This is a genomic window from Actinophytocola sp. NPDC049390 (assembly GCF_044466355.1).
Lineage (GTDB): Bacteria > Actinomycetota > Actinomycetes > Mycobacteriales > Pseudonocardiaceae > Actinophytocola.
The window spans coordinates 545,145-557,470 of record NZ_JBITMQ010000002.1 but is presented as its reverse complement, the minus strand read 5'-3'; the positions used below and the strand labels follow the sequence as shown (position 1 = coordinate 557,470).

Here is a 12,326-nt window from a genome sequence, read left to right as displayed (position 1 = left end):
TTCTCCTTTCTCAGCTGCCGCGGTAGGTCGTGTACGCGAAGGGACTCAGCAACAGCGGGACGTGGTGGTGGGCGTCGGTGTCGGTGATCCGGAAGGTCACCGTGACCTCGGGGAAGAAGGCGTTGCCGCCGGTGTCGAACACGAGCCGGTGCACACCCTCGGCGGGCGCCCAGCCGGTGATCCGGCCGTCTGCGTCCGTGCTGGCCTCGGCGAGGACCGTGCCGTCGGCCCGTTCGAGGCGGACCGGGACACCCCGCGCGGGTCGGCCGGTCGCCGCGTCGAGGACGTGCGTGGACAGGCTCATGACACGACCCGCGCCAGCCGCCGCCGCACGATCCCGCGCAGCTGCTCCCGGACCACCGCACGCTCGGTGTCCTCGTCGTTGCCGAGCCGGGCACGCAGCTCAGCCAGGATCTCGGCGGCGGACCGGCCGGTCGCGTCGACCAGGAACACCCGCCCGAACACCCGCTCGTACTCGGCGTTGGCCTGTGCCAGCGCGGCCGCGTCGCCGTCCGCGGCGGCGGACTGCTCCTGACGCGACCACTCCGCCTCCCGGCCCGTCGCGGCGCCGCGCTCCCCGATGCGGGGGTGCGCGGCGAGCGCCTTGTCGACCTCGGACCAGTCGAGCGCCGCGAGCGCCGCGTCGGCCGCCAGCAGAAGCGCGTCGGTGTCCAGGTACGGGCCGCCGTCGGCGACCGCCGCCGCCCACGTGGGCGACGCGCAGCAGGCGAGCAGCTCGGTGATGGCCGGTTCGTGCATGTGACCCAGTACACAGCCCAGGTCAGGACGTCCGACAGCGGCGGAACCACCGAAAGACCAAGCCCGCGACGCACCCGTTTTTGTGCTTTCCTACAAAGCCGGGAAGGAGACCTGATGCGACTGAGCGCACTGCTGGCGGCCGAACAGCTCGGGCTGACCGTGCTCGTCGGCGAGGACCAGCTCGACCGGAACTTCGAGCGCGTCTTCACCGCCACGCTCCGCGACCCCCGCCGGTACCTGACCGGCGGGGAGCTGGTGCTGAGCGGCATGGAGTGGTGGCCGACCGCGGCCGACTCCGAGGCGTTCGTCGCCGCACTCGCGGAGGCCGACGTCGTCGCGCTCTGTGCCGGTACCGCGGAACGCGGTGGCGGGCCGGTGCCGCAGCACGTCGTCGACGCGTGCAGCCGGCACGGTGTGCCGCTGCTGGGGGTCCCGGTGAACGTCTCGTTCGCGACGGTCAGCGAGCAGGCGGTCCTCTGGCTCGCCGCGGAACGCGCGCAACGCACACCCGGCGCCGGGCAGTTCCTCGACCGCTACCGCAGGCTCGTGACCGCTGTGGCGGAGGGCGGCGGGATCACCTCCCTGCTCGCCGCGGGCGCCCGCGAACTCGGCGCCGACAGCTGGGTGCTGAGCGCCACCGGCCGCGTGGTCGCCGGACCCGGCGAGCCGGAGCGGGCCCTCCTGGCGGGCGAGTTCCTCAAGGCCGACCGGCTGCCGAAGGTCGTCGCCACCGCACACGGGCCCGTCACGCTGCTGTCCGCGGCGGCACGCGCGAGCCACCGGATGGTCAGCTGGTTCCTCGCCGTGGCGGGCGATCACGAGGACTGGGACTCCGTGCGCCGGGAGCTGGCCGCGGAACTCGCGACGCTGGCCGGGCTCGAACGGGCCCGGCTGGACGACGAACGGCGGATCGCGAGCCGTGCGGCGGAACCCGTGCTGCGCCTGGCGCTGGCCGAACACACGACGTCCGCACAGATCGCCGCCCGTCTGTCCGAAGTGGACCTGGCGCCCGCGGACGCGGTCTGCGCGCTGTCCCTGAGCCTGTGCGGCGGCGGGCCCGGGCTCGCGCCCGTGCTGTTGACCGAACTCCTCGCCCCGCTCGGGGACCGCGCGGTGGTCGCGGAGATCGACGGCGAGACGGTCGGCGTCGCGCGGATCCCGCCGGAGACCGGGCTGGGCGCCGTCACCGCGCTCGTCGCGGGCATCCGGGACGCGGTGGACTCCGTGGCGCCCGCGCTCGGCTCGGCACAGCTCTCGGTCGGCGCGAGCCGTGCCTCCGACGCCGTGGCACTGCGGTCCGGTCTGCACGAGGCCCGGCACGCACGCAAGCTCGCCGAGCTGTCGTCCGGCCGCGCCGCGGTGGTGGCGGGCGACGACGTGGCGTCGCATCCGCTGTTGCTCGCCGCGGTGCCCGAGGAACTGCGCCAGTCGTTCCGCTCGCGCGTGCTCGGCCCCGTGCTGGACTACGACGCCGCGCACCGTTCGGAGCTGGTGCGCACTCTGGAGGTCTTCCTGCGCCACTCCGGCTCCTGGTCGCAGGCCGCGGCGGAGCTGCACGTCCACGTGAACACCCTGCGGTACCGCATCGGCCGCGTCGCCGAACTGACCGGCCGGGACCTCTCGTCCTTCCCTGACCGCGTCGACCTCCACCTCGCGTTGAGCCTCCTGCCGTGAGCCCGCCGCCCGTGCCGGTCAAGAACAATTGACTGCCGCATCCGGTCGGGTAATCTCCGTCTTCCGCATGGCGAGCCCCGGCGCCGAACCTTCGCCGGGTTCCCTCGCCGACCCCCGATCTCCCGCGGAGGACGCAGCGTGACGTCCCTGGTTCGACTGACCACCGATCCCGATCTCGCACGCCACTACCGGAGCAACGGTTGGTGGCGGGACACGACCTTCCTCGACGACCTGGCCGAGTCGGCCCGCCTCCGTCCTGACGCACCGGCGATGATCAACGGGCGGACCGCGGACGGCACGGTGCGGGTGGTGTCCTACCGCGACTTCGACCAGCAGGTCCGGCGCATGGCGGGCGGACTGGCCGACCTCGGCGTGCGCACCGGTGACGTGGTCGCCTTCCAGCTCCCCGACTGGTGGGAGACGGCGGCGTTGTTGCTGGCCTGCCTGCGGGTCGGTGCGATCGCGCAGCCGATCGTGCCGCAGCTGCGGGCGCGGGAGATCGAGCGGGTGCTGGCCAGGACGGGCGCGCGGGTGTGCGTCACCGTGGACAGCTGGGCCGGCCACGGGCACGCGCGTGCACTCGCCGAGATGGCGCCGCGGCTGCCGGAGCTGCGGCACCGGGTCGTGCACGGCGACGCCGAGGACACCGGCGCCGTGGACTTCCACGAGTGCTTCGTCGACCGGCCGGACCCCGACCTGTCGTCGTTGTCGCCCGTGGACCCGGACCAGCCGTCGGTCGTGCTGTTCACCTCCGGCAGCACCGGCGAACGCAAGGGCGTGCTGCACACCTGCAACACGATCTACGCGGGCACCAGCGGCTTCACGGCGGAGGCGGTGCGGGGGCCCGGTGCGGACCGGGCGGCCACCACGATGCGGGTGAGCCACATCGCGTGCCCGCTGTGGGCGGTCTTCGGGGTCCTGCTGACCGGCGGCGCCGGTGTGTTCCAGGACGGTACCGACCCCGGCGCGATGCTCGACCTGATGGCTCGGGCGGAGTCGACCCGACTCCTGACCTCCGCGCCCACCCTCGCCGCGCTCATCGCCGCACAGCGTGAGCGGCCCCGCGACCTGACGTCCCTGCGCGCGGTCATGGCGGGCGGCACGACCGTGCCACCCGGCATCGTGGGGCTCGCACGGGAGACGTTCGGTGTGCCGCTGCACGCGGTGTGGGGCATGACCGAGAACGTGGTGGGCACGGCGGTGCGGGCCGACGACCCGCACGACTGGTCGGCCCACAGCGACGGCCGCGCGCTGCCCGGCCTGGAGGTGCGCGTGGTCACCCCGGAGGGCGGCGGCACGACCGGGGCGCTGCAGGTGCGTGGCGCGTCGATGTGTGTCGGCACCATCACCGGCGACATCGCGGACATCCCGGCCACCGGCGCCGGGCACGGCGACTGGTTCGACACCGGCGACATCGCCCGGCCGGACGGGCGGGGCGGCATCCGCATCGAGGGCCGCGTCGCCGACCGCGTCTACGACCCGGAGAACGCGTTGATGATTCCGGTGCGGGACGTGGAGGAGGAACTGCAGCGGCACCCCGGCGTCAAGGACGTGGCGATCATCGGCTGCACGGACGGCCCGCGTGACCAGGTCTGTGCCGTGGTCGTGCCCGGCGGCGAGCCCCTGACCCTGGCTGACCTGCGCGACCACCTGCGCGGCGCGGGCATGACCGAGGCGTACCACCCCGACCGCCTGGAACTCGTCGACGAGCTGCCGCGCGACCCGATGGGCAAGCTCCGCAAGTACGAGCTGCGCGCCCTGTTCGACACCGCGCCGTAACCGCGCGCCGACGACCACGACCGGGTCGCCCGCCGGGAGGTCCTGTTTCACCGTGCGCTCGATCGGGTAGCGCAGTGAGGGGGACGCGACCCGAGAGGGGTTGATCATGATGGCTGTTCAGGTGCGCCGTGTCGTGGGCCGGACCCGCGGGGCGACCGTCGTCGAGGAGCGTGCGGTGCCGCTGCCGCCCGTGGTGGGGGCTGCCGCGTTGGCGGCCGGGGTCGGTGCCGCTGTCGAGTACGTGCTGGACCCCGACCGCGGCCGTGCCCGGCGGGCGAAGGTGCGCGACAAGGCGGTGCACGCCTCCTCGGTGATCGACAACGGCTGCCGCGTCCTGGCCAGGGACATGGCAGGCCGCGGCCGGGGCATGGTCGCGGGTGCCCGCTACCTGGTGGCGGGTCGCCGCGTCGAGGACGACGTGCTGCACGAGCGGGTGCGCGCCGAGCTGGGCAGGCACGTCAGCCACCCGCACGCGGTGCACGTCCACGTCACGGAGGGGGTCGTGACGCTCACCGGTGACGTGCTAGCCGCCGAGGACCAGCGGGCCCGGCGTGCGCTGCGGCGCGTACCGGGGGTCCGGCGGCTCGCCGGGGACTGGACCGCCCACACCGACACCACCGGGGTGTCCGCGCTGCAGGGCAACGGCCGCGCGCGGGTGCCCACCATGGAGCTGATGCAGGAGCAGTGGTCGCCGACCGCGCGTTTCCTGATGGGGACCGCCGCCGTCGGGTCGTGGCTGGTGTCGCGCCGCGCACCCGCGCCGGTGGCCTGGGCGCTGCGCGGCGCCGGGACGGCGGTCGCCGCACGCGTGGCGACCAACCTGCCGATGCGGCGGATCACCGGGCTCGGCGCGGGCCGCCGAGCGGTCCGGCTCCACGCCGCCGTGTGCGTGCCCGCGTCGCCTGGCCGGGTGTGGTCGGTCGTGAGCGACTACAGCGTGTTCCCGATGTTCATGCCGGACGTGCGGCTGGTCAACCGGTCGGAGGACGGCCGGATGTCCCGGTGGGAGATCAGCGGTCCGGGTGGGCTGCCGATCCGGTTCGACGCCGAGGAGACCGAACGGGAGGAGGGTCGCCGGATCTCGTGGCAGACCCGGGAGGGCGAGCTGGTCGCACACAGCGGGACGATGCGCCTCGACCCGCTCGACGACGGCCGCACCCGGGTGCAGGTGGAGCTCACCTACAACCCGGTCGCGGGCGCCATCGGCCACGCCGTCGCGGCGCTGCTCGGCGCGAACCCGGCCCGCAAGCTCCACGACGACCTGCAACGACTGCGGACCGCACTGGACCTCCAGTCGGTGGGCTCATAGGCCCCGGCGCCGCGAGCACCGCCGCGAGCGGCGCTGTCGGAACCGGGACGGCGGGCCCGGTGCCGAGCACGGCCGTCGCGAGCAGGGCGGCGCCCGTGATGACCGACTTCACGGCGGACAACCAGGGCCCCGCGGCGGAGTTCGCCAGGATGGCAGGCGCGGTGACGATGAGGGGGGCGAGGAGGGCGGGCAGTTCCTGGTTCAGGTGCCGCAGGCTCGCCTCGAGGTCCCGGCAGTCCCCGCACCCCCGCAGGTGCGTGGTGATCCGGCGGGTCCGGTACTCGGTGCCGCCGTGCCGGATCCAGTTCGCGAGCTGAGCGGCGATGGTCCGGCACATCCCGCGGTCGCTGTCCGGGATGTGCTCGGACAGGTACGCCTGGCGCAGCCCTTCCCGGGCCCGGTAGGCGAGCGCGGCCACGCTGTTCGGGGTCATCCGCAGTGCCTGCGCGATCTGGCCCGGCGACTCGTTCTCGACCTCGGTGCGCCACAGCACCGCCTGCCAGCGTTCCGGCAGGCTCGCGAAGGCCCGCGCGGCCGTCGAGGCCTGGAGACGGGTGCAGACGGCGTCCTCGGGCCCGGGCGCGGGCGCGACCTCGGGCACGTCCGGGACCGGCCACATGTCGTGGTTGCTCCGCCGCCAGCTGATCAGCGTGTTGCGGACGGTCCGCAGCAGGTAGGGCCGGAAGTCCTCGCCGGGCCCGCCTCCCGCGCGGAGGATCCGCAGCACACGCGTGAACGCCTCGGCCACCAGGTCGTCCCGCTCGGCCCCGGCGATGCCGAGCGACGCGGTGAGCCGCCGGGCCGCGTGGAAGTGGCGGGCGTACAGCAGGCCGTACGCGGCCATGTCCCCGTCGCGGACCGCCGTGGCGAGCGCCGCGTCACTCGGCGTGCCCGCGGCTGTGTCGACCGCTTCCTCCGCCATCACACCTCCCCAGTGACCGTGCAACTGCACGTGCATGCCCGGCATAACGGGTGCGACGGGAGGAGGTTGCGGCTTCAACCAACAATTCGCGGTTCTCACCTGTTTGGAGCAACGGGCCCGGCCACCCGGACGTGTCCACACAGGATGGTCAACTGGGACGAGCCCAACGTCACCGGTCAGCCTTCAACGTCTTCATGGCGAACCGCGACTGGAGCTTGCCGAGACCGGGCAGCGTAGCCAGCCGCTGCGTCATGAACTGCTCGTACGCGGCCACGTCGGCGACGGCGACCAACGCGATGTAGTCAGGCGCACCGAACATCCGGCGCGCCTCGACGACCTCGTCCAGCGCCACCAGCGCACTCTCGAACTCCTCGAACGTGCGCTGGGTCTGGTTGGCCAGTTCGAGTTCGACGTGAACCTCGAACCCGCGCCCGAGCGCGGCGAGGTCCACGCGCGCGTGGTAACCGAGGATCACCCCGTCGTCCTCCAGTCGCCGCACCCGGCGCAGACACGGCGACGGGGTCAGCCCCACACGATCGGCCAGCTCCGTGTTGCTCTGGCGCCCGTCACGGCGCAGCTGGTCGATTATTGCGCGATCAATGCGATCCACGCTCGAATTATGCGCACCACGGCCACCGACCGGCAATGATCGCAATCGCGTGCCGCGCCGACTTTCCTAACCTTGCCCCACCACCGCGAGACAGGGGCAGGACATGACCGACGAGTTCTGGTCGACGGCACGCGACAGACTGATCCGCTACGCCGCCAACGACTTCGTCCCGGCCGTGATCGAACGCGCGGCCGGGGCGGAGGTGTTCGACAGCGACGGCCGCGCCATCCTCGACTTCACCTCCGGGCAGATGAGCGCGTTGCTCGGCCACTCGCACCCGGAGATCGTCGAGACCGTCAGTCGGTCGATCGCCACCCTCGACCACCTCTTCAGCTGGATGCTCAGCCGCCCGGTGGTCGACCTGGCCGAAGCGCTGGTGGCGTCGCTGCCCGCGCCGTTGAGCAAGGTCATGCTGCTCAGCACCGGCGGCGAGTCGAACGAGGCGGCCATCCGGATGGCCAAGCTGTTCACCGGCGGTCACGAGGTCGTCGCGTTCGACCAGTCCTACCACGGCGTCACCCACGCGTCCGGCGCGGCGACCTTCGCCATCCGGCGGGCCGGGTACGGGCCGGTGGCGCCGGGCAACCTCGTCGTCCCGACCCCGAACCCCTACCGGCCGCTGTTCACCCGCGACGGGCGCCACGACTGGCAGGCGGAGCTGGACCACGCCTTCGCGATGGTCGACCGCCAGTCCGTGGGCAGCCTCGCCGCGTTCATCGCCGAGCCCATCCTGAGCACGGGTGGCATCATCGAACCCCCGCCCGGCTACTTCGCCGCCCTCAAACGCAAGTGCGAGGAGCGCGGCATGCTGCTGATCTTCGACGAGGCCCAGACCGGGCTGTGCCGCACCGGCGACTGGTACGCCTTCCAGCGCGACGGCGTGCGCCCGGACATCCTCACGCTGTCCAAGACCCTGGGCGCGGGCATGCCGCTGTCCGCGGTGATCACCACCGACGAGATCGAGCAGGTCTGCCACGAGCGCGGGTTCTACTTCGGCACCACCCACGTCAACGACCCGCTCGCCGCCGCCGTCGGGCTCACCGTCGTCACCGTCCTGGCCCGCGACCGCTACGACGAGACCGCCCGCCGCCTCGGTGGCCGCCTCCGCGACGGCCTGCTCGAACTCCAGACCCGCCACGAGGTCATCGGCGACGTGCGCGGCCGCGGCCTGCTCCAGGGCATCGAACTCGTCACCGACCGGACCAGCAAGCAGCCCGCGGGCGACGTCGGGGCGAAGGTCACCGCCCGGTGCCTCGACCTGGGCCTGCACCTCAACATCGTCCAGTTCCCCGGCAGCAGCAGCATCTTCCGCATGGCGCCGCCGCTGACCATCACCGACGCCGAGCTCGACCGCGGTCTGGCGATCCTCGACCAGGCCCTCACCGACACCGCCCACCAGGCCTGACCGCGAGGCCTCCCTCCAGACGGCCGCCGGGCCGGGTCACCCCCTTCTCCGACCCGGCTCGGCGGCCTTCCCGTCGCTTCCTGCCCGATTTCGGGCAGGAATTGGCCTTTCGGGTGGGTGTGTGTGCATGATGTCCGGCGTGCGGGATGCGGACCTCATCGAACGCGTGGCGTCGTCCACCGGCCTGTCGCCGAACGTCGCCGCGCGTGTGGTCGAGGACGTCCTGGCGTTCTACCGCCTGCCCGCCGAGCAGTACGTCCGGCGCAGGCACGCGGAGCTGCAGGCCGAGGGGAAGAAGAACCCGGAGATCTTCCCCGTGATCGCGGCCGAGCTGCGGGGCAGGCTCGTCGCCGCGCCGGTCCTGTCCGAACGCCAGCTGCGGCGCATCGTCTACGGGTGACGGTCGGTCACCACACCACGGCAAGTGAGGTCACGTCAGCATGTGCGGAATCGTCGGCTACATCGGCGCCCAGAACGCGGTCCCCGTCATCGTCGAGGGGCTGACCAGGCTCGAGTACCGCGGCTACGACTCGGCCGGGCTGGCCGTGGTCGGCGCCAAGGGGAGCGCCCAGGTGCACCGGGTCGTGGGCCGGGTCCGCAACCTCGCGGCCGCGCTGCCGAAGCGGATGACCGGCAAGGCGGGCATCGGGCACACGCGGTGGGCGACGCACGGACCGGCCACTGAGGACAACGCGCACCCGCACACGTCGGAGGACGGCCGGATCCGCGTGGTGCACAACGGCATCATCGACAACGCCGACGCCCTGCGCGCCCACCTCACCGGCGCGGGCGTCACCCTGACGTCCGAGACCGACACCGAGGTGCTGGCCCACCTGATCAGCCGGTCCGGCGCGACGACGCTCGAAGAGGCGGTGGTCGACGCCATGTCCCGGGTCACCGGCACGTACGCGATCGCCGTCCTCGACACCGAGCGGCCCGACCGGCTCGTGGTCGCGCGCAACGGGTCGCCGCTGATCATCGGGGTCGGTGACCGCGAGATGTTCGTCGCGAGCGACCTGGCGGCGCTGGTCCGGCACACGTCGCGGGTCGCGCACCTCGAGGACGGCGAGTTCGCGACGGTCTCCGCGACCGGGTACCGGACCTTCACGGTCGAGGAGAGCGACACCACCAAACCCGCGACCGAGATCGACATCGACGCGGACGACCTCCAGCTCGGTGGCTACCCGCACTACATGTACAAGGAGATCCAGGAGCAGCCCGACTGCGTGGAGCGGGTGATCCGGGGCAGGCTGGACGACCGGTTCGGCGTGTCCCGCCTGGACGGGCTCAACCTCTCTCCCCGGGAGCTGCGCGGGTTCACCCGCGTGAAGATCCTCGGGTGCGGATCGGCCTACTACGCGGGCCAGATCGGCGCGACGATGATCGAGGAGCTGGCCAGGATCCCCGCCGACGCCGAGGCCGCCTCCGAGTTCCGCTACCGCAACCCGATCATCGAGGCGGACACGCTCTACATCGCCGTCAGCCAGTCCGGCGAGACGATGGACACGGCGTTCGCGGTCGAGGAGATCCGGCGCAAGGGCGGCCGGGTGGTGGGCCTGGTGAACGTCGTCGGCTCGACCATCGCCCGCGCCTGTGACGGCGGCGTGTACCTGCACGCGGGTCCGGAGATCGCGGTCGCGTCGACCAAGGCGCTCACCAACATGGCCGTCGGCTTCGCGTTGGTCGCGCTGGCGCTCGGCCGGGTGCGCGATCTGTCCAACGCGGACGGTCAGCGGGTCATCGGCGCCCTCCGCGCGTTGCCGGGACAGGTCAGGGCGATCCTGGACCAGGAGCAGGCGATCGCGGAGCACGCGACGACCGCGGCGGCCGCCACCAGCCTGTTCTTCGTCGGTCGCGTCCGCGGCTACCCGGTGGCCAGGGAGGGCGCGCAGAAGTTCAAGGAGATCTCCTACCGGCACGCCGAGGCGTACCAGACCTCCGAGCTCAAGCACGGCCCGCTGGCGCTGATCGACGAGTCCGTGCCCACGGTCGCGATCGTGCCGTCCGACGAGCTGTCCGGGCGCAACCTCGCCGCCGTGCAGCAGATCAAGGCCCGCGGCGGCCCGGTCCTGGCCGTCACCCACGACGACGTCGACTTCGGCGAGCTGGACGTCCCACGCATCGTGGTGCCCAAGACCGAGCCGGAGCTCGACCCCGTCCTCCTCACCATTCCCCTCCAGCTGCTGGCCTACCACGCGGCGCTCACGCTCGGCTACGACATCGACAAGCCCCGCAACCTGGCCAAGTCCGTCACCGTCGAATGAGCCAGAATCCGGCCATGGCCGAAGAGTTGATCATCGAGACGATGGACCGGCGTCCTGACCTCGCCGACATGCTGTGGCAGCTCGACGACGCGTGGCCCGCGTTCGTCCTGCAGGACCCGATGGCCTCGTTGTACTTCACCCGTGCGCCGCACGACCACCCGGAGCACGCTCTCGTGGCGTACGAGGCGTCGGCGCCCGACGTGGCGGTGGCGCGGGCGTTCTCGGTGCCGTTCGCGTACGGGTTCGGCGGGCGCACCGCCCTGCCGGGGGACGGCTGGGACGCGGTCATCCGGTGGGCGGCGCTGGACCGCGCGGCGGGCCGGGAGCCGAACCTCGTGTCGGCGCTGGAGATCACCATCCGGCCGGACCGCCGGGGCGAGGGGCTCGCGGCGGTGCTGCTCGACGCCATGCGCGCCAACGTCCGCCGCCTCGGGTACGAGGAGTTCGTCGCGCCGGTGCGGCCGTCGGGCAAGCCCGCCGAACCGGACACGCCGATGAGCGAGTACGCCCACCGCACCCGCGCCGACGGGCTGCCCGCCGACCCGTGGCTGCGCACCCACGTCCGCGCGGGCGGCGAGATCGTCGGCGTGTGCCCGCGCGCGATGGTGATCAGCGGCTCACTCGCGGAGTGGCGCACGTGGACGGGTCGGCCGTTCGACCGGACGGGCGACGTGGTCGTGCCCGGTGGGCTCGTGCCGGTGCACTGCAGCGCCGAGCACGACCACGCCGTCTACGTCGAACCGGGCGTGTGGGTCCGGCACCGGCTGGGTTAGGCACGCCACGGACGGGGAAACGTCTCGCCGTCGAGCCGGTCACCCGGGGTGAGGCCGAGTGGGTCGGTGACGACGTGTGGGGTGCCGTCGTACGTCGTCGCAGCGTCCATGTAGATGACGACGTGGGCGATCCTCGCCACGTCGGTCCGGTTGGGCAGCGCCATGTGCCCGGTGTATCCACTGTGGAAGGTGCAGTCGCCCGCGCGGAGCGGCACGGTGACGCGTGGGACCCAGCGCAACTCGGGGTCCGCCGCGAACAGGTCGTCCTCGTCGTGCAGGTCCTGCGGGCGCAGGCCGGCGCGGTGCTGCGTGCCGGGCAGGAACGTCATGCAGCCGCGCTCCGGAGGGACGTCGACCAGCGCGATCCACGCCGACAGCGGGAGCCGGTCGCCGGCGTGCGGCCAGTACGGGCGGTCCTGGTGGAACTCCGTGGCGAGGTTGTTGCGCGGTTCCTTGACCAGCAGCTGGTCGTGCCAGAGCCGCAGGGGGAACCCGGCGAGCTGTTCGGCGACGCGGCCGAGTCGCGGGTCGAACGTGAGCGCGCGCAGGTTCTCGTCCTGTCGCCAGACGTTGACCAGCTGGCTGAACGTTCCCCGCTGCTCCAGGCTGTCCGCCCGGTGCGCCGTCAGGAACGCCTCCGCGTGGGCCCGGAGGCGCTCGACCCGGTCTGGCTCGAGCACGCCACGGACTCGGACGAACCCGTGTTCGCGGTACGCGTCGACGAGTTCCTCCGGTACCCGGCCGTCGCCGTCGACCTCGCTCGCCGCTGTCTGATCGGTCGTGAACATGCTGTCCTCCACAGGTTTCGGTCACCACCCAGTGTCAGCGCGA

At 72.7% G+C, this 12,326-nt stretch carries 11 protein-coding genes and 1 pseudogene; 7 read left to right on the top strand and 5 right to left on the bottom strand.

Annotated features, from left to right (window positions below; genetic code table 11):
* Positions 1-10: 10 nt before the first annotated feature.
* Positions 11-304, bottom strand: a complete 294-nt coding sequence (uraH, locus tag ACIBVP_RS08780) for a hydroxyisourate hydrolase (RefSeq protein WP_396105436.1) — start codon at positions 302-304, stop codon at positions 11-13.
* Positions 301-759 (bottom strand): 2-oxo-4-hydroxy-4-carboxy-5-ureidoimidazoline decarboxylase, encoded by a 459-nt coding sequence (gene uraD / locus ACIBVP_RS08775; protein WP_396105435.1) that lies wholly within the window; start codon positions 757-759, stop codon positions 301-303. The genes uraH and uraD overlap by 4 nt, the downstream gene beginning before the upstream one ends.
* A gap of 114 nt (positions 760-873) precedes the next feature.
* Here uraD and ACIBVP_RS08770 point away from each other — a divergent pair, with 114 nt between their 5' ends.
* The 3 genes from ACIBVP_RS08770 to ACIBVP_RS08760 all read left to right on the top strand — a co-directional run bounded on the left by ACIBVP_RS08770 (position 874) and on the right by ACIBVP_RS08760 (position 5,521).
* The gene (locus ACIBVP_RS08770; RefSeq protein ID WP_396105434.1) at positions 874-2,433 is read left to right on the top strand and encodes a PucR family transcriptional regulator; all 1,560 of its coding nucleotides are present in this window, start codon (positions 874-876) and stop codon (positions 2,431-2,433) included.
* A gap of 138 nt (positions 2,434-2,571) precedes the next feature.
* Complete coding sequence (locus ACIBVP_RS08765) at positions 2,572-4,212, top strand: AMP-binding protein (protein ID WP_396105433.1); 1,641 nt, start codon at positions 2,572-2,574, stop codon at positions 4,210-4,212.
* Between the two features lie 106 nt (positions 4,213-4,318).
* A complete protein-coding gene (locus ACIBVP_RS08760) occupies positions 4,319-5,521 on the top strand; it encodes an SRPBCC family protein (protein ID WP_396105432.1) in 1,203 nt (400 codons plus the stop codon).
* A 385-nt stretch (positions 5,522-5,906) separates the two neighbouring features.
* Here the strand turns inward: ACIBVP_RS08760 and ACIBVP_RS08755 are convergent.
* Both ACIBVP_RS08755 and ACIBVP_RS08750 read right to left on the bottom strand, forming a co-directional pair.
* A pseudogene (locus ACIBVP_RS08755) lies at positions 5,907-6,365 on the bottom strand (RNA polymerase sigma factor); the annotation flags it as partial.
* 247 nt (positions 6,366-6,612) lie between these two features.
* On the bottom strand, positions 6,613-7,053 hold the full coding sequence (locus ACIBVP_RS08750) for an Lrp/AsnC family transcriptional regulator (protein WP_396105431.1): 441 nt from the start codon (positions 7,051-7,053) through the stop codon (positions 6,613-6,615).
* A 103-nt stretch (positions 7,054-7,156) separates the two neighbouring features.
* On the opposite strand from ACIBVP_RS08750, the gene ACIBVP_RS08745 reads away from it, so the two are divergent.
* From ACIBVP_RS08745 to ACIBVP_RS08730, 4 genes are all read left to right on the top strand, one after another.
* Positions 7,157-8,458 carry an aspartate aminotransferase family protein gene (locus ACIBVP_RS08745; protein WP_396105430.1) on the top strand — a complete coding sequence of 434 codons (1,302 nt, stop codon included), beginning with the start codon at positions 7,157-7,159 and terminating at the stop codon, positions 8,456-8,458.
* A gap of 127 nt (positions 8,459-8,585) precedes the next feature.
* Positions 8,586-8,858, top strand: a complete 273-nt coding sequence (locus ACIBVP_RS08740) for a hypothetical protein (protein WP_396105429.1) — start codon at positions 8,586-8,588, stop codon at positions 8,856-8,858.
* A 40-nt stretch (positions 8,859-8,898) separates the two neighbouring features.
* Positions 8,899-10,722, top strand: a complete 1,824-nt coding sequence (gene glmS, locus ACIBVP_RS08735) for a glutamine--fructose-6-phosphate transaminase (isomerizing) (RefSeq protein ID WP_396105428.1) — start codon at positions 8,899-8,901, stop codon at positions 10,720-10,722.
* Between the two features lie 14 nt (positions 10,723-10,736).
* Positions 10,737-11,495: an N-acetyltransferase gene (locus ACIBVP_RS08730; protein WP_396105427.1), complete on the top strand. Its 759-nt coding sequence runs from the start codon at positions 10,737-10,739 to the stop codon at positions 11,493-11,495.
* Here the strand turns inward: ACIBVP_RS08730 and ACIBVP_RS08725 are convergent.
* The gene (locus tag ACIBVP_RS08725; RefSeq protein WP_396105426.1) at positions 11,492-12,283 is read right to left on the bottom strand and encodes a phytanoyl-CoA dioxygenase family protein; all 792 of its coding nucleotides are present in this window, start codon (positions 12,281-12,283) and stop codon (positions 11,492-11,494) included. The genes ACIBVP_RS08730 and ACIBVP_RS08725 overlap by 4 nt on opposite strands.
* Positions 12,284-12,326 lie beyond the last annotated feature (43 nt).